Raw genomic sequence first — 17,424 nt, 5'->3', positions numbered from 1 at the left:
CCGGCGGCGAGGCCACCGGCGAACGCGAGTCCGGCGATGCCGAGGACGCTCTTACGCAGGATGGTCGTGTTCATGGGGGTGTCTCCTATCCGGGGGTCGGCACACGTCCCACATCCGCCGGAGGGGGATGGCGGGGGGTGTGCGAGCACCACGTCGAGGCGCCCGAACAACGAACAACGGGGGAAGAAGAGGAGGGGGTGCGGCTGCCTTGCGGCGCCGGGTCCAGGTGTAACGACCGGCGACCGGCCCCCATTCCCGGGGGGATGACTCGGGTGGCGGGGGCTGGTCCTGCCAGATCCGGGGGGATCCGGGGTGCTGCTGCGGTCGTCCGTCAGGTGTAACGCCCCCGCCCCGGCCGGGATTCCGGCCGCAGGGTGCCGCCCGTCACCACCCCGACCCCGGCCCGGCTCGACCCCGCCCCACGCCACCCCACCGGGTCGGACAATCCGCCCATTCCGGCGGAGGGGTGACGGGATGTCGGGCAGATGGGGGTATCAACGACGCGGGATACCCCCACCTGCCCGACATGAAGTCGATCAGCCCAGCCATGCCCGCCCCGGCCCGCCCCGCCCCCGGCCCGCCCCGCCCCCGGCCCGCCCCGGCCCCGGGCCGGGACCGCCGGTCACTCCCGCCCCACCCCACGCCAAAGCCGCCTCATGCCACGGCGCCGGGTCGGACAAACCGCCCCGCCGGGCCGTCGCGGGTGGGATGTCGGGCAGGTGGGGGTATCCCGGCGCGTTGATGTCGCCACGTCGCCGACATGGAGTCGATCAACAGGGGTGGGTGCCGGGTGATGCGTGACGTGGCGCACAAACGATACGATCCGGTTCCGTATCGTAAACGGTTCGCCTAACGTCGTCGGAGTTACGAGCCTGCCCCGTATCGTATTTGCGGGGCGGGCGAACCGGGGGAGAGGACCGGCCCATGCAACCGCACGAGAACACCGGACATCCGAGGCGGTGGGCGATCCTCGGGGTGCTGGTGATCAGCCTCCTCGTCGTCGTCCTCGACAACACCATCCTCAACGTCGCCCTGCGCACCCTCGCCGACCCGGTGCACGGCCTCGGCGCGAGCCAGGGCGAGCTGGAGTGGGCGATCAACTCGTACACCCTGGTCTTCGCGGGTCTGCTCTTCACCTTCGGCGTGCTCGGCGACCGCGCCGGGCGCAAGCGTTTCCTGCTGGTCGGGCTGGTCCTGTTCGGGCTGTCGTCGCTGCTGTCGGCGTACGCGCAGAGCCCGGCCCAGCTCATCGGCGCCCGCGCGCTGATGGGCGTCGGCGGGGCGGCGATCATGCCGGTGACCCTGTCGATCATCTCCAACGTCTTCGACCCTCGGGAGCGCGGCCGGGCGATCGGCGTGTGGGCCGGCGCGGTCGGCCTCGCCGTGGCGATCGGCCCGATCCTCGGCGGCGCGCTGCTGGAACACTACTGGTGGGGCTCGGTCTTCCTGATCAACGTGCCGGTGGTCGCGGTCGGCGTGGTCCTGGTCGCACTGCTGGTGCCCGAGTCCCGCGACCCCGACCCGGGGCGGGTCGACGTGCCCGGCGTGCTGCTGTCGGTGGTGGGCCTGGTCGCCCTGACCTACGGCATCATCGACGGCGGCGAGCACGGCTTCGACCGGCCCCTGGTCTGGGTGTCGATCCTCGGCGGCCTGGCCGTGCTGGCCTGCTTCGTGCTGCTGGAGTTGCGCAGCGACCACCCGTCGCTGGATGTCCGGCTGTTCCGGGTGCCCCGCTTCGCGGCCCCGGTGGCGCTGGTCGGGCTGGTCTTCTTCGCCGCCATGGGCGTGATGTTCTTCAGCTCGTTCTACCTGCAACTGGTCCGCGGCTACACCCCGCTGCAGACCGGCCTGCTCTTCCTGCCCTTCGCCGCCGCCCAGCTCGTCTTCGCCCCGCGCAGCGCGGCGATGGTCCGCCGGTACGGGGGCCGGGCCGTCGCGGCCGTCGGGCTGGCGCTGACCAGCGTGGCCCTCGCGGCGTTCGCGTTCATCGACGCGGGTACGCCGATCTGGGTGGTCCTGGTGGTCTTCCTCCTCCAGGGCATCGGCATGGCCAACATCATGCCGCCGGCCACCGAGTCGATCATGTCGGCGCTGCCCCGGGAGAAGGCCGGCGTCGGGTCGGCGGTCAGCAACACCGTGCGCCAGGTCGCCGGCGCCCTCGGCGTGGCCGTGCTCGGCTCGGTGCTGTCCGCGGTGTACCGGGACGACGTCGCCCCGGCCCTGCGGGGCCTGCCGGCGGGGGCGCACGAGGCGGCGAGCGAGTCGATCTCCGGCGCGTACGCGGCGGCCGGGCAGCTCGGTCCGACCGGGCCGGCCCTGGTCACGGCCGCCAACGACGCCTTCGTCTCGGCGATGCACTGGGCCGCGGCGCTCTCCGCGGCGGTCGCCGTGCTCGGCTTCGTGGTCGTGCTGCGCTGGATGCCCGGCCGGGCCCTCGACCGGGCGGCCGGCGCGCCGGCGGCGAGTGAACCCGAGTTGGCCGGAACAGCGTAGGCCCGGGAACAATGTCGGACATGACTTCCGCCGCCGAGGCTCCGCGGTCGCCCGGGCGACCGCGGAGCAGCCGCGCGGACGAGGCGATCGTGGAGGCCACCCTCGACCTGCTCGCGGAGGGCAGCACGATCGAGGCGCTCACCATCGAGGCGATCGCGGCCCGCGCCGGCGTCGGCAAGGCCACCATCTACCGCCGCTGGCCGGGCAAGGACGCGCTGCTGCTGGACGCGCTGCGCCGGCTCAAGGGCGTGCTGCCGAATCCGGCGGGCCACTCCGTGCGGGACGACCTGGTGCTGCTGGTCGGCGCGGTCGGGCACAACATCGACCCGCGCGCCGCGAAGATCATGCCCTGCCTCGTGCCGGAGGTGAACCGCAGCCCCGACCACTTCCGGCTCTACCAGAACATCATCGCGCCCCGCCGGCAGCTGATGCGCGAGGTGCTCCGCCGGGGGGTACGCCTCGGCGAGCTGCGGGCCGACCTCGACATCGAGGTGGCGATGGCGCTGCTCACCGGGCCGATGCTGATGCAGCGGATGCTGCGCTGGCACCCCGAGCTGGACGACGTCCTGCTCCCGGACCGGATCGTCGACGGCGTCCTGGACGGCATCCGGGCCCGCTGACGCACCCCGCCCCGGTCGGCGAGCCGTCGCCCCGCGCCGGTCGGCGGCGTGGCGCCCCGAACCGTCAGGGCGCCGGCTCGCGGAGCCGGTGCAGGCGCAGCGCGAGCTGCACCTCCAGGGCCCGGCCGGGCTTCTGCCAGTCGGGGCCGAGCAGCTGGCCGACCCGTTCCAGCCGCTGGGTCACCGTGTTGACGTGCACGTGCAGCAGCTCGGCAGCCCGGGCCAGGCTGCCGCCCACCCCGAAGTACGCCTCCAGGGTCTTCACCAGCGCGGTGCCCCGCCGGGCGTCGTAGTCCACCACCGGCCCGACGGTGGTGGCGATGAACCGGGCCACGTCCCCGTCGCCCCGGTCGCCCACCGCGCCCAGCAGCAGCCCGACGAAGCCCAGCTCGGCGGTGCTCGCCCCCTGCCCGGTGCGGCCCAGCGCGCCGAGCGCCGTCAGGCAGCGGTCCGCCTCCTGGAAGATCGTCGCCAGCGAGGCGGGATCGGTCGACGGGCCGCTCGCCCCGGCGGTGACCGGCCGGCCGGTCACCCGGGACAGGTCCCGGGACACCGCGCGGGCCGCGCCGCCCGCGTCCCGGCCGGGCAGCATCAGCACCACCCGGCCGTCGCGCGCCGCCGCCAGGCCGCCGCGCGTCGAGGCGTACGTGGTGGCCCAGGAGAGCGCCCGCTGCCGGGCGGAACCCGTCGCGGCGATCGCGTCGTCGCCGACCGCCACCAGCACGTGCGGGGCGTCCAGGTCGACACCGAGGCGGCGGGCCCGGGTGCGCAGGGCGTCGGTGTCGGCCAGCGGCCGGGCGATCAGGTCGTCGAGCAGCTCGCCCCGCACCCGCCCCTCCGCCTCGGCCACGGTGCGGCGGAACAGCAGCAGCAGCGCGGTCACCAGCGCCGCCCGCTCCAGGATGCGCTGGTCGGCGTCGACCAGTTCGCCGTCGGGGCGCAGCACCAGCGCGCCCAGGTTCTCCGTGCCGGCGACCACGGCCGCATACCAGAAGGGGCCCCGGCGGACGCTGCGCCCCTCGGTCCGTGACGCCGCGACCGCCTCCACCAAGTCCGCCCGGTCCGGCTCGTCGATCTGACCGACCCGGGCGAGCCGCCGCCCGTGGGCGTCGAGCGCCAGCAGCGCCCCGCCGAGCACGTCGGTGACGGCGGACGCCACGTCCTCGACCCCGCCGCCGCGCAGCACCAGCGCCGTCATCCGGTCGTGCGCCGCCGCCGCCCGCTCGACGGAGCTGCTGTGCGCCCGGATGGTGGTGTTGGCCGCCGACAGCTCCGCCAGCGCGGCCTGGGTCTCGGCCAGCAGCCGCGCCGTGTCGATCGCGACCGCCGCGTGCGCCGCGAGGGACACCAGCAGCGACACCTCCTCCCGGGCGAACGGCCGGGCGGAGCGGTTGGCCGCGTACAGCACGCCGATGGAGGTGGAGCCGAGCCGCAGCGGCACGCCGAGGATCGCCACCAGGCCCTCCTCGCCCACCCCGGCGTCGATCTCCCCGGTGTGGTGGAAGCGTTCGTCCTCGGGGTAGTTCGCGGTGACGTACGGGGTGCCGGACTGGGCCACCAGGCCGCCCAGGCCCGCGCCCATCGGCAGCCGCAGCCGCTGGAACCGCGCCGAGATCGACCCGTCGGTGACCCGCATGTACGTGTCGCCGCGCTCGTCGTCGTCGAGCGTCATGTACGCCACGTCCGCGCCGAGCAGGTGGCGGGCCCGGTGCACGATCGCCCGCAGCACGGCGTCGAGGTCGCGCAGGCCGGCCAGGTCGCTCGCGGTGTCGTACAGGCCGGACAGCTCGCTCTCCCGGCGCCGCCGGCGCTCCAGCAGGGCCCGGACCCGCAGCGCGACCACCTTCGCCTGCTCCAGCTCGGCGAGCCGGTCGGGGGGCGCGCCGGCCGCGCGGGCCGCCACCAGCGGGCCCTCGAACTCCACCGCGGCGGCCTCCCGGGCGAGCAGTTCCAGGAACTCCACCGGCGACGACATGACCGACATTGTGCGCGAGGCCACTAGTTCGCCGTCCAGCCCCCGTCGAGGGCGATGGACGCGCCGGTGATGAACGCGGCCGGCGGCGCGCACAGGTACGCCAGCAGCTCCGCGACCTCCTCCGGCTCGATGAGCCGCTTGATCGCCGCCCGGGCCAGCATGATCTTCTCCACCACCTCGGTCTCGCCGATGCCGTGGGTGGCGGCCTGGTCGGCGATCTGGTCCTGCACCAGCGCCGTGCGCACGTACGCCGGGTTGATGCAGTTGGCGGTGACCCCGTGCGCCGCGCCCTCCAGCGCGACCACCTTCGACAGCCCCTCCAGGGCGTGCTTCGCCGACACGTACGCCGACTTGTACGGCGAGGCCCGCAGCCCGTGCACGGAGGAGATGTTGACGATCCGCCCCCAGCCCCGGGCGTACATGTGCGGCAGCGCCCGGCGCACGATCCGGAACGGCGCCTCCACCATCACCCGGTGGATGTAGGCGAACCGCTCGGGCGGGAAGTCCGGCACCGGCGCGACGTGCTGCAGGCCGGCGTTGTTGACGACGATGTCCACGTCGGCGTCGAGCCGGTCCACCTCCGCCGGGTCGGCCAGGTCCACCCGCACGGCCCGGCCGCCGGCCAGCGCGGCGACCTCCTCGGCCGCGTCCGCGTCGCGGTCGAGGACCAGCACGCGGGCCCCGGCCGCCGCGAGCCGCAGGGCGCAGGCCCGGCCGATGCCGCCGCCACCGCCGGTCACCAGCGCGGTCCGACCGGCCAGGTCGACGTGTACGACGTGGGGGCCCGCCACGGGTTCTGCCGTCATGGCGCACAAAGCTACGAGCTGGGTGGCCGGGGGCACATGGGGCGATGGCACATACTCGACACCCCGGCTGTGTGCCGCCACGCCCCCCGGCCCGTCGGCGGCCCGCCTCCCGGCCTGACCCCCGGCCCGCCCCCGGCCCCTCGGCGGGCTGCCCCCTGCTCTCCGGCGGCGTGTCCCCGCAGCCGGCTGTCGGGGCCGCCCAGTAGGGTGTCGAACACACGTACTGCCGACGTGGTGGGGAGGAGGTGGCGTGCGCGTGCTCGGCGTCGACCCGGGGCTGACCCGGTGCGGGGTCGGCGTGGTCGAGGGCGTGCCGGGCCGGCCCTGCACCCTGGTCGCCTACTACGTCGTCTACACCGACCCGGGCGACGACCTGCCGCTGCGCCTGCTGCACCTGGACCGCTCGCTCACCGACCTCGTCGCCGAGCACCGGCCGGACGCCGTCGCCGTCGAGCGGGTGTTCAGCCAGCACAACGTGCGCACCGTGATGGGCACCGCCCAGGCCAGCGGGATCGCCGTGCTGGCCGGCGCGCGCGCCGGGCTGCCCGTGCAGACCTACACCCCGAGCGAGGTCAAGGCCGCCATCACCGGCTCCGGCCAGGCCGACAAGGCGCAGATGACGACCATGGTGACCCGGCTGCTGCGGCTGCCCGAGCCGCCGAAGCCGGCCGACGCCGCCGACGCCCTGGCCCTGGCCATCTGCCACGTCTGGCGCGGCGGCACCCGCTCGAAGCTGGCCGAGGCGGCCGACCGGGCACGACGAGGAGGAGCACGATGATCGCCAGTGTGCGCGGGACGGTGACCGCGACCGGCCCGGACCACGCGGTGGTGGAGGTCGGCGGGGTGGGCCTGGCGGTGCACTGCGCGCCCGGCACGCTCGCCGACCTGCGGGTCGGCCAGCCGGCCCGGCTGGCCACCAGCCTGGTGGTCCGGGAGGACTCGCTCACCCTCTACGGCTTCGCCGACGACGACGCCAAGCAGCTGTTCGAGCTGCTCCAGACCGCGAGCGGGGTGGGGCCCCGGCTGGCCCAGGCGGTGCTCGCCGTGCACACCCCCGACGCGGTGCGCAAGGCCATCGCCAACGCCGACACCGCCGCGCTGACCCGGGTGCCGGGCATCGGCAAGAAGGGCGCCGAGCGCCTGGTGCTGGAGCTGCGGGACCGGATCGGCCCGGTGCCGGTGGGTGCCGACGGGGCGGCCGGCGTGACCGGGGGCGCCTGGCCCGAGCAGGTCCGCCAGGCGCTGGTGGGTCTCGGCTGGACGGCGGGCCAGGCCGACCAGGCGGTGGCCGCGGTCGCGGAGACCGTCGACGGCCCGCCGCCGCCCGTGCCGGTCCTGCTCAAGCAGGCCATCCGCCTGCTCGGCCGCACCCGATGACGGGGCCCGACGGCAACCTCGTCTCCGCGTACGTCAACGACGCGGAGCGTGACGCCGAGGCCAGCGTCCGGCCGAAGCGGCTGGAGGAGTTCATCGCCCAGCACCGGGTCCGCGAGCAGCTCGACCTGCTGCTGCGCAGCGCGATGCGGCGCGGCTCCCCGCCCGACCACATCCTGTTGTCGGGGCCGCCTGGCTTGGGTAAGACGACGCTGGCCAACATCGTGGCGGCCGAGCTGGGCTCCGGCATCCGGGTGACCAGCGGCCCGGCCATCGAGCGCTCCGGCGACCTCGCGGCGATCCTGACCAGCCTCACCGAGGGTGACGTGCTGTTCATCGACGAGATCCACCGGATCGCCAAGCCGGCGGAGGAGCTGCTCTACAGCGCGATGGAGGACTTCCGGGTCGACGTGATCGTCGGCAAGGGGCCGGGGGCCACCGCCATCCCGCTGGACGTCGAGCCGTTCACCCTGGTCGGGGCGACCACCCGGTCGGGCCTGCTGACCGGGCCGATGCGGGACCGCTTCGGCTTCGTCGCGCACCTCGACTTCTACTCCCCGGCCGACCTGGAGGTGCTGCTGCGCCGCTCGGCGCGCATCCTCGGGGTGCCGATCACCGACGACGGGGCCGCCGAGATCGCCGGCCGGTCCCGGGGCACCCCCCGCATCGCCAACCGGCTGCTGCGCCGGGTGCGCGACTTCGCCGAGGTCCGGGCCGACGGCACGGTCACGCTGGAGACGGCCCGGGCGGCCCTGACGGTGTACGACGTCGACGCGCTCGGGCTGGACCGGCTGGACCGGGCGGTGGTCACCGCGCTGGTCGACTCGTTCCGGGGCGGCCCGGTGGGCCTGTCGACGCTGGCCGTGGCGGTGGGGGAGCAGCCGGACACCGTCGAGGAGGTGTGCGAGCCGTTCCTGGTGCGGGCCGGGCTGCTCGCGCGTACGCCCCGGGGGCGGGTGGCCACCGAGGCGGCCTGGCGTCATCTGGGTCGTACCCCACCGAATGGTACATTTGGCACCGGTGCCCCTCCCGCGCCCGATCTGTTCTCCGCCGCGCCCGATGAGCCGTGATCCGTTCGTGATCTGTGCCGCATTCGGCGTTCCCAGGTGCAGGGACTAGACTCGCCGCGGTCTGTACAGGACGTGAGAATCCGCCTCCGCTCCGGTGCCCCTCGTGCCGAGCCGGAGGCCAATCGGAAGGTCAGTAACCGTGCTTTACGCAGCAGCGGGTGGCGGGGGAGCCGGCGGTCTCACGCCGATCCTCATGATCGCCCTGCTCTTCGGCGTCATGTACTTCATGATGATCCGCCCCCAGCAGAAGCGCCGCCGCGAGGCGGAGCGGATGCAGTCCACCCTCGGTCCCGGCGACGAGGTGGTCACCATCGGCGGTCTCTACGGCACGGTCACCGGCGTGGACGACGAGACCGTCCTGCTCGAGGTCGCCCCCGGCGTGCAGACCCGGTATGCCCGTCCGGCCATCGCCCGCGTCGTCAGTCAGGCCGAGCGGGCCGAGTCGACCGAGGCCACCGAGGACGCCGAGACCGTCAAGGAGTGACCGTCGTCCCGGGGACGGGGCAGCGGAGACAGCGATAAAACTGGATAGTTGGGCCCACGCCCGACGCCGACGCGTGAGCGCTGCCGGCCGCCGCCCCCGCGACGGCCGTGGGCAGCCGTGTCGACGTCGGGTCGCCGGCCCGGACACCCGTCGCCGGGACCCCCGGCCCGACCCTCGTGCCGCCGCCTAGGGCGGTGCGACCGTAACAGGGAGACAGACAGCCGTGGCACCACCACCTCAGGGACAGATGCGGCCCGGACGGCAGCTCGCCGTGCTCGGGCTCATCTTCGTCGTCCTCTATCTCTTGGTGTTCTTCTCGGGCGGCGCCAGTGGTGGCTTCAAGGACCGGCTGGAGCCCCGGCTCGGCCTGGACCTGGTCGGCGGCACCCGGATGACGCTGGAGGCGACGAACAGCCTCGACGGCAAGCCCCCGACGGCGGAGAACCTCGAAGAGGCCCGCCAGATCATCGAGAACCGGGTCAACGCCTACGGCGTGGCCGAGGCCGAGGTGGTCACCGAGGGCAACCGGAACATCGTCATCTCCCTGCCCGGCGAGAACCGCGACCTCACCGACGTCGGCAGCGCGGCCGAGCTGCGCTTCCGCAAGGTGCTCAAGGCCGCCGACGGCAGCGGCGCGGCGGCGGCCCCCGCGCCCACCCCGACGCCGGCCCCGTCCGGCAGCGCGTCGCCGAAGCCGTCCGGCAGCGCCAAGCCGTCGGGCAGCGCGTCGCCGTCCGGCGCGAAGGCCACCGCGTCGCCGAGCGCGGGCGGCCAGGGCGGCGGGGCGCCGGCCCCGAGCGCCAGCGCCACCCCGTCGCCCTCGGCGAGCGCCGCGCCGTCGGCGAGCGCCAGCGCCGAGCCGGTGCCGGCGGGCGTCGAGGAGCAGCGCAAGGCCGTCGAGCAGAAGGTCGGCGCCGCCGCCTGGCAGGCCGCGAGCGGCCTGCAGGCCCCGGCCGACCTGACCGCCGACCCGTCGCTGGCCGACAAGCTCAAGCCGTTCGGCGCGCTCAGCCCGCGCGAGGTCGCCGTGCTGCCGGCCGAGATGCAGTTCAACGTGCCGATGATCACCTGCGCGCAGCTCGACCAGCGCCCCCCGGCGTCGATCAAGGACGAGAAGCAGAAGGCGGTCGCCTGCGAGGACGGCGTCCAGAAATACCTGCTGGACGTGGCGAAGGTGCTCGGCACCGACGTCGGCGACGCCAACGCGGTGCTCGACCAGACCAGCTCCTGGGTGGTGAGCCTCGACTTCAAGGGCGCGGGCCAGGAGAAGTGGACCAACCTGACCCGCGAGGCGTTCAACAACGAGGGCCAGGCATGTGACCAGACCGCGCTGGGCCAGGACGGCAAGTGCCGGGTCGCCGTGGTGCTGGACAACAAGGTCGTCTCCTCGCCGGAGATCCAGGGCGTGCTCACCGGTGACTCGCAGATCACCGGCAGCTTCGACAACAAGACGGCCAACGCCCTGGCCGGCCAGCTGCGCTACGGCGCGCTGCCGGTGACCTTCGAGGCGCAGGAGCAGCAGAACGTCACCGCGACCCTCGGCGCGAGCCACCTGCGCGCGGGCCTGCTCGCCGCCGGCATCGGCATGCTGCTGGTCATCATCTACTCGTTCTTCTACTACCGGCTGCTCGGCTCGGTCATCTTCCTGAGCCTGGTGCTGTCGGGTCTGCTGGTCTTCGGCGCGCTGGTCTTCCTGGGGCGGCAGATCGGCTTCACCCTCACGCTCGCCGGCATCGCCGGCATGATCGTCTCACTCGGTGTGGCGGCGGACTCGTTCGTCATCTACTTCGAGCGGCTCAAGGACGAGATCCGGGAGGGGCGCAGCCCGCGCAGCGCGGTGCCCCGGGCGTGGACCCGGGCCCGCCGGACGATCATCTCGGCCAACGCCATCACCATCATGTCGGCCGTGGTGCTCTACATCGTCTCGGTCGGCGCGGTGAAGGGCTTCGCCTTCGCGCTCGGCCTGGCCACGGTGCTCGACCTGGTCGTGGTCTTCCTGTTCCGTCACCCGATCATGACGATGTTCGCCCGGACCCGGGCGTTCCTGTCCCCGCGGGTCAGCGGTCTCGGCCGGATCCTTCCGCCCGCGCGGAGCGAGCAGGCCACCCGCACCTCGCGCGTCAAGGAGGCCTGAGATGGCTAAGACTGGTTTGGCGAGCCGCCTCTACGCGGGCGAGGCCGGCCTCGACGTCATCGGCCGGCGCAAGCTGTGGTTCGGTGTGGCCGGGGCGCTGATCCTCGTCGCCGTGCTCAGCTTCGCCCTGCGCGGTTTCACCCTGGGCATCGAGTTCGCCGGCGGCAACTCGTTCCAGGTGCCGGCCAGCGTCGGCACCCTCGACGACGCCGAGAAGACGGTCGACACGGCGCTGGCGAGCACTGCGGCCGGCGCCGAGGTGGTGACCGCGCAGAAGGTCGGCGGCACCGGCGGCGACTTCTACGAGATGCGCACCACGCAGCTCAACGCCGAGCAGGCCAACGCGGCGAAGGCCGAGATGGCCCGCGCGTTCGGCATCCAGCCCGACCAGATCAGCGGCAACCAGGTCAGCGAGGCGTGGGGCAGCCAGGTCACCTCCCGGGCGCTGCTCGGTCTGGTGATCTTCGTCCTGCTGGTGACGGTCTATCTGGTCCTGCGGTTCGAGTGGCGGATGGCGGCCGCCGCCGTCTCCTCGCTGTTCATGAACCTGATCCTCACCGCCGGCATCTACTCGCTGGTCGGCTTCGAGGTCACCCCGTCGACGATCATCGGGTTCCTCACGATCCTGGGCTTCGCGCTCTACGACGTGGTGGTGGTCTTCGACAAGGTGCAGGAGAACACCCGGGGCATTACGGCGAACAACAACCAGACGTACGGCGAGGCGGCCAATCTGGCCATCAACCAGAGCCTCATGCGGTCGCTGAACACCTCGGTGGTCGCGCTGCTGCCCGTCGGTGGCCTGCTCTTCATCGGCGCGGGCCTGCTGGGCGCGGGCACGCTGAAGGACCTCGGCCTGGTGCTGTTCGTCGGCATGGCGGTCGCCTTCCTGACCTCCATCCTGCTGGCCACCCCGCTGCTGGTGCTGCTGAAGAACTACGAGCCGCGGATCCAGGCGCACAACAAGCGGGTCCTGGCCCGGCGGACCGCCCTCGCCCGGGGCGAGATCACCCCGAAGGGCGCGGCGCGCCCGGCCGCCGACGCCGACGAGCCCGTCGACGCCGACGCGGCCCTGGCCGGGGCCGCCCCGAAGGTGGGCGCCCGGCCCGCCGGCAAGCGCGCGACCGGCGCCCGGGGCGGTCGCCCCGCCGGTGGCGGCGGCAACCGGCCGGGCGGCGCCAAGCGGCGCTGATCGGCCACACCGGTGAACACGTTCCGACGGCGTCCCGCAGGCTGTGCGAGCAGCGTGCGGGACGCCGTCGGCCATGAAGGGAGACGGGCCGCCGTGACGGAGACGCACAGCGCCGGGGTACGGGGAGACAGCGGCCCGCGGGTCGCCGAGCTGGTCGCCAGCCGCGTGCTGGACGTGCCGGACTTCCCGAAGCCGGGCGTGATGTTCAAGGACCTGATGCCGCTCTTCGCCGACGGCGAGGTGTTCCGGCAGGTCGTCGACGGGATCGTGGCGTACCACGGGCGGGACGCGTTCGACGCCGTGGTGGGCATCGAGGCCCGGGGCTTCGTCGTCGCGGCGGCCATCGCGTACGCGACGGGGGTGGGCGTGGTGCCGGTGCGCAAGGCCGGCAAGCTGCCCCGCCCCGCCTACTCGGCCTCCTACGCCCTGGAGTACGGCGAGGCGACGCTGGAGGTGCACGAGGACGCGTTCACCGCCGGGCACCGGGTGCTGGTGGTCGACGACGTGCTCGCCACCGGCGGCACCGCCGAGGCCACCCTCGATCTGGTGGAGCGGGCCGGCGGCACGGTGGCCGGCTTCACGGTGCTGCTGGAGCTGGGGTTCCTCGGCGGGCGCAAGCGGCTCGCCCCGCGCCCCGTGCACGCCCTGCTGAGCGTGTGAGCCGTCCGGGCCGCCCCTCGCCCCGGCACCGACGACCCGGGGCGCGGCGTGCGCAGTGCCTGTTCGTGCCCCGGTGCCCGATTGGTGGCCCCGGCCGCCGGGCGGACCCGGTGGGGACCGTCCGGCGGAGCGGCGGGGCACCGTGCGTGCGGGTAGCATTGCCCATTGCTGACCGGGCGGGTGACCGTCCGGGCGGCGTGAGACCAGGCCGGCCGGACGGTCGGCGCATCCCCGGCGAGCGGTGAGGAGGCCGGTGTCCCACGATGTCGTCCCTCCGGTGGAGGGCACGGTGCACCCGACAGGCGACGCTGACGGTTCGGTGACCGATCGGGGCGCTGACGCCCTGGCCGTGGCGGGTGGGAACGGCGCGGGCTCCGGGTCCGCCGACGGCGCGGCGGCGGGTGCCGGGGCGTCGTTGTTCCCGGCCGACGCCGCCGACGATCCGTCGCAGCTCACCGGCGATCCGTCGCCGAGCGGCGGCTTCGCCCTCTCCAACGCGCCCACCGGGCGGCGGGTGCGGGCGAGGCTGGCCCGGTTCAACGCGCCCTGGCAAACCTCGCAGGTCAGCGAGGTGCTGGAGCCGCTGATCTCCAGCCACCGGGAGAACCACCCGAAGGCCGACGCGAAGCTGATCCAGACCGCGTTCGACACCGCCAACCGCTGGCACTCCGGTCAATACCGCAAGTCCGGCGACCCGTACATCACCCATCCGCTCGCGGTGGCCACCATCCTGGCCAACCTGGGCATGGACACCACGACGCTGGTCGCCGCGCTGCTGCACGACACGATCGAGGACACCGAATACACCCTCGACCAGATGAAGGTCGACTTCGGCCCCGAGGTGACCCTGCTCGTCGACGGGGTGACCAAGCTCGACAAGGTCAAGCTCGGCGACGCCGCGAAGGCGGAGACGATCCGCAAGATGGTCGTGGCGATGGCGAAGGACCCGCGGGTCCTGGTGATCAAGCTGGCCGACCGGCTGCACAACATGCGCACCCTCTCCTTCCTGCCCGCGCCGAAGCGGGAGCAGAAGGCGAAGGAGACGCTGGAGATCCTGGCGCCGCTGGCGCACCGCCTCGGCATGAACACGATCAAGTGGGAGCTGGAGGACCTCGCCTTCGGCACGCTGTTCCCGAAGCGGTACGAGGAGATCCTGCGCCTGATCGGGGAGCACCAGCCGCAGCGGGAGTCGCTGCTGCGTCAGGTGACGCAGAAGGTGGGCACCGACCTGAAGGCCGCCAAGATCAAGGCGGAGACGACGGGCCGGCCGAAGCACCTCTACTCGATCTACCAGAAGATGATCGTGCGGGGCCGCGACTTCAACGACATCTACGACCTGGTCGGGGTGCGGATCCTGGTCGACACGGTGCGCGACTGCTACGCCGCGCTGGGCGTGATCCACGCGAACTGGCAGCCCGTGCCGGGCCGGTTCAAGGACTACATCGCGATGCCCAAGTTCAACATGTACCAGTCGCTGCACACGACGGTCATCGGGCCCACCGGCAAGCCGGTGGAGATGCAGATCCGCACGTACGCGATGCACCGCACCGCCGAGTTCGGCATCGCCGCCCACTGGAAGTACAAGGAGCACAAGGGCACCCAGATCGTCGGCCCGCCCGCGCACATCGACGAGATGACGTGGCTGCGGCAGCTGCTGGACTGGCAGCGGGAGGCCGCCGACCCGAGCGAGTTCCTCGACGCGTTGCGGTTCGACCTGTCGAGTCAGGAGGTGTACGTCTTCACCCCCAAGGGTGACGTCATCCCGCTGCCGACGGGGTCGACGCCGGTGGACTTCGCGTACGCGGTGCACACCGAGGTCGGGCACAAGTGCATCGGGGCGCGGGTCAACGGCAAGCTGGTGCCGTTGGAGTCGACGCTGTCCAACGGCGACGTGATCGAGATCTTCACGTCGAAGTCGGACACGGCCGGGCCGACGCAGGACTGGCTGGGCTTCGTGAAGAGCCCCCGGGCGCGCACGAAGATCCGGCAATACTTCAACAAGGAGCGGCGCGAGGAGGCGATCGAGGCCGGCAAGGACGCGATCGTCAAGGCGATGCGCAAGCAGGGCATGCCGTTGCAGCGGATGCTCACCTCCGACGCGCTGATGGCCATCGCGCGGGATCTGCACCTGGCCGACGTGGCGTCGCTGTACGCGGCGGTCGGCGACAGCCAGGTCTCCGCGCAGTCGGTGGTGCAGAAGCTGATGGCCGCCTACGGGGGCGAGGAGGGCGCGGCGGAGGACATCGCCGAGACCGCCGTGGCCACCCGGCCGCCGCGCAGCCGGCAGAGCAGCGCCGACCCGGGTGTGGTGGTGCGGGGCGTCAGCGACGTGTGGATCAAGCTGGCCCGCTGCTGCACCCCGGTGCCGCCCGACTCGGTCTTCGGGTTCGTCACCCGCTCCGGCGGGGTCAGCGTGCACCGCGACGACTGCGCCAACGCCGAGGACCTGCGGGCCCAGGCCGAGCGGGTGGTCGAGGTCAGCTGGAAGCTCACCTCCGCCTCCACGTTCCTGGTGGCCATCCAGGTCGAGGCCCTCGACCGGCACAAGCTCCTCGCGGACGTCACCCGGGTGCTCTCCGAGGAGCGGGTCAACATCCTCTCCGCGACGGTCACCACCACCCGCGACCGGGTGGCGGTGAGCCGGTTCAGCTTCGAGATGGCCGACCCGAAGCACCTGGGGCACCTGCTGGCCGCCGTCCGCAAGGTCGACGGGGTGTTCGACGCCTACCGGGTCACCTCGGGGTCCTGAGCCGCTCAGCAGGGCCCCGGACACGACAGCGCCCGCCGGTGGTGACCGGCGGGCGCTTCGTCGTGCGGGGTGGGGCGGGCGGTCAGCCCTGCGCCTCGCTCATCGTCATCTTCTTGATGACGACCTCCTTCTTGGGGTGGCCGCCGCCGGCCTGCTGGGCGTACGCGCCGTCGTCTCCGGCCTTCGCGACGTCCTTGACGATGTCCATCCCGCCGGTGATGGTGCCCAGGACGGTGTAGTTCGCGTCCAGCGGCGAGTCGCCGTAGACGATGAAGAACTGGCTGCCCGTGCTGCCCGGCTGCCCCGAGTTGGCCATCGCGATGACCCCCTCCGGGTACGGCGGGCGCTTGTCGGTCGGCAGGTTCTCCTCGGCCATCCGGTAGCTCGGGCCGCCGGTGCCGTCGGTGTCCCGCCAGCCCTTGCCGGTGGCGCTCGGGTCGCCGCACTGGAGCACCTTGATGCCCTCGGTGACCAGGCGGTGGCACTTGGTGTTGTCGAGGAAGTTCTTGCTCGCCAGGTGGGTGAAGCTCGCGGCGGTGCACGGCGCGGCCGCCCGGTCGACCTTGGCGGTGATCGGGCCCAGGTTGGTGTCGAACGTCAGGGTCTGGGTGCCCGTGTTCGGTTGCTGGGCGGCCGGCAGCCCGACGTCCTTGATCTCCTTGGTCCGCTGCTCCTTGGGGACCTCGGTCCAGGCGCACTGCACGAAGCCGGGGGCGGCGGCGGTGTCCTGCTTCTTGTCGTCGTCGCCGCCGATGCTGGCGGCGAGCCAGACGGTGCCGGCGACCACGAGCAGCAGGGCCGCCCCGGCCCCGACGATCGCCTGCGTCTGCCGGCGCTTGCGGGCCCTGGCCGCGCGCTCGGCCATCTCCCGCTCGAGCCGGGCGCGCGCCGCCGCGCGCTGCCGCTCTCTGGTGGACGTCACGGTCGATCCTCCTGGACTGTCTCGGGCGCGGCCGGTGCCGCAAAAGGCTGTGGGGTGTGGGGGAGCCGGGTCAGCCGGCGCTGGGGCTGGCCGACGCGCCGCTGGGGGCCGGGGCCGGCGCGGTCGTCGGCTCGCCGACGGTGAGACTCTGGATCACCACGTCGGTCTTCGGCTTGACCTTGGCTCCGCTCCCATTGTCCACGGTCTGCAGGGCACCGATCTTCGTGACCACGTCCAGGCCGCCGGTGACCTTCCCGATCACCGGGTAGGCCGGCTTGTCCGGGTCGAAGTCCTTGAAGAAGATCAGGAACTGGCTGCCGTTGGCGCCCGGCGGGTTGGCGACCATCGCCACCGTGCCCTTCGGGTACGCCGGGGGCTGGTCGGGCGCGGGGCTCGCCGACGGGCTGGCCTCGGGGGCCACCGGGACGTTCTCGTCGTAGAACGAGTACGTCGGGCCGCCCAGCCCGGTGCCGCTCGGGTCGCCGCAGCGCAGCGCGCCCTCGGAGGTGATCTCGTGGCACTTCGTGTTGTCGTAGAAGCCCTTGCTCGCCAGGTGGGCGATGCTCGCCCCGGCGCACGGGGCCGACGCGAGGTCCAGCTCGGCGGTGATCGGGGCGCCCTGGTTGGTGGTGACGGTCAGTGCCCGGGTGCCGGAGGTCGGCAGGCCCTGGGTGGCCGGGGTGCCCACGTCCTTGAGGTTGGTGTTCGCGGTGGCGTCCTGCGGCGTCCAGAGGCAGACGTCCTCGGCGGCCGTGTCCTGCTTCGGGTCGTCGTCGAAGGCGCCCAGCGCCCAGGCCGAACCGGCCACGATCAGCACGAGCACCACGGCGGCGCCGACACCGGCCTGGATCTGCCGTCGGCGTCTGGTCCGGGCGGCCCGTCGCGCCAGCTGCCGGTCGAGCTTGGCCCGCGCCAGTTTGCGCTGCCGGTCCCTGCTGGAAGCCACCC

The 17,424-nt window shown here is 73.3% G+C and carries 14 protein-coding genes; 10 read left to right on the top strand and 4 right to left on the bottom strand.

All coding sequences use genetic code 11. The features are described from left to right. Nucleotides 1-924 precede the first annotated feature (924 nt). Nucleotides 925-2,493, top strand: a complete 1,569-nt coding sequence (locus GA0070558_RS23025; protein WP_091283464.1) for an MFS transporter — start codon at nt 925-927, stop codon at nt 2,491-2,493. Between the two features lie 11 nt (nt 2,494-2,504). Continuing rightward, nucleotides 2,505-3,113: a TetR/AcrR family transcriptional regulator gene (locus GA0070558_RS23020; RefSeq protein WP_077939369.1), complete on the top strand. Its 609-nt coding sequence runs from the start codon at nt 2,505-2,507 to the stop codon at nt 3,111-3,113. A gap of 64 nt (nt 3,114-3,177) precedes the next feature. Here GA0070558_RS23020 and GA0070558_RS23015 read toward each other — a convergent pair whose 3' ends face one another. Continuing rightward, the gene (locus tag GA0070558_RS23015; RefSeq protein WP_077939370.1) at nt 3,178-5,097 is read right to left on the bottom strand and encodes a helix-turn-helix domain-containing protein; all 1,920 of its coding nucleotides are present in this window, start codon (nt 5,095-5,097) and stop codon (nt 3,178-3,180) included. A 14-nt stretch (nt 5,098-5,111) separates the two neighbouring features. Further along, on the bottom strand, nt 5,112-5,894 hold the full coding sequence (locus GA0070558_RS23010) for a 3-hydroxybutyrate dehydrogenase (RefSeq protein ID WP_091283463.1): 783 nt from the start codon (nt 5,892-5,894) through the stop codon (nt 5,112-5,114). A 250-nt stretch (nt 5,895-6,144) separates the two neighbouring features. On the opposite strand from GA0070558_RS23010, the gene ruvC reads away from it, so the two are divergent. The 8 genes from ruvC (at nt 6,145) to GA0070558_RS22970 (ending at nt 15,554) form a co-directional block, all read left to right on the top strand. Further along, entirely contained in the window at nt 6,145-6,672 is a 528-nt protein-coding gene (gene ruvC, locus GA0070558_RS23005) for a crossover junction endodeoxyribonuclease RuvC (protein ID WP_091283461.1), read from the top strand. Next, complete coding sequence (ruvA, locus tag GA0070558_RS23000; protein ID WP_043967885.1) at nt 6,669-7,271, top strand: Holliday junction branch migration protein RuvA; 603 nt, start codon at nt 6,669-6,671, stop codon at nt 7,269-7,271. The genes ruvC and ruvA overlap by 4 nt, the downstream gene beginning before the upstream one ends. After that, nucleotides 7,268-8,338: a Holliday junction branch migration DNA helicase RuvB gene (gene ruvB, locus GA0070558_RS22995; RefSeq protein ID WP_077939374.1), complete on the top strand. Its 1,071-nt coding sequence runs from the start codon at nt 7,268-7,270 to the stop codon at nt 8,336-8,338. Before ruvA ends, ruvB begins: the two co-directional genes overlap by 4 nt. Nucleotides 8,339-8,477: 139 nt before the next feature. Further along, the gene (gene yajC / locus GA0070558_RS22990; protein ID WP_091283460.1) at nt 8,478-8,822 is read left to right on the top strand and encodes a preprotein translocase subunit YajC; all 345 of its coding nucleotides are present in this window, start codon (nt 8,478-8,480) and stop codon (nt 8,820-8,822) included. 247 nt (nt 8,823-9,069) lie between these two features. Continuing rightward, nucleotides 9,070-10,956, top strand: a complete 1,887-nt coding sequence (secD, locus tag GA0070558_RS22985; RefSeq protein WP_091283458.1) for a protein translocase subunit SecD — start codon at nt 9,070-9,072, stop codon at nt 10,954-10,956. 1 nt (nt 10,957) lies between these two features. Further along, nucleotides 10,958-12,145, top strand: a complete 1,188-nt coding sequence (secF, locus tag GA0070558_RS22980; RefSeq protein WP_043967891.1) for a protein translocase subunit SecF — start codon at nt 10,958-10,960, stop codon at nt 12,143-12,145. A 93-nt stretch (nt 12,146-12,238) separates the two neighbouring features. After that, a complete protein-coding gene (locus GA0070558_RS22975; RefSeq protein ID WP_077939378.1) occupies nt 12,239-12,805 on the top strand; it encodes an adenine phosphoribosyltransferase in 567 nt (188 codons plus the stop codon). A gap of 241 nt (nt 12,806-13,046) precedes the next feature. Beyond that, on the top strand, nt 13,047-15,554 hold the full coding sequence (locus GA0070558_RS22970; RefSeq protein WP_439709627.1) for a RelA/SpoT family protein: 2,508 nt from the start codon (nt 13,047-13,049) through the stop codon (nt 15,552-15,554). Between the two features lie 82 nt (nt 15,555-15,636). On the opposite strand, the gene GA0070558_RS22965 is transcribed toward GA0070558_RS22970, so the two are convergent. Together GA0070558_RS22965 and GA0070558_RS22960 are read right to left on the bottom strand one after the other, a co-directional pair. Further along, nucleotides 15,637-16,476, bottom strand: a complete 840-nt coding sequence (locus GA0070558_RS22965) for a peptidylprolyl isomerase (RefSeq protein ID WP_091283451.1) — start codon at nt 16,474-16,476, stop codon at nt 15,637-15,639. A gap of 70 nt (nt 16,477-16,546) precedes the next feature. After that, entirely contained in the window at nt 16,547-17,422 is an 876-nt protein-coding gene (locus tag GA0070558_RS22960) for a peptidylprolyl isomerase (protein ID WP_077939381.1), read from the bottom strand. Nucleotides 17,423-17,424: the final 2 nt, after the last annotated feature.

The sequence above is a fragment of the Micromonospora haikouensis genome (assembly GCF_900091595.1).
GTDB classification, from domain to species: domain Bacteria; phylum Actinomycetota; class Actinomycetes; order Mycobacteriales; family Micromonosporaceae; genus Micromonospora; species Micromonospora haikouensis.
This window is presented reverse-complemented; position numbering and strand designations above follow the sequence as displayed.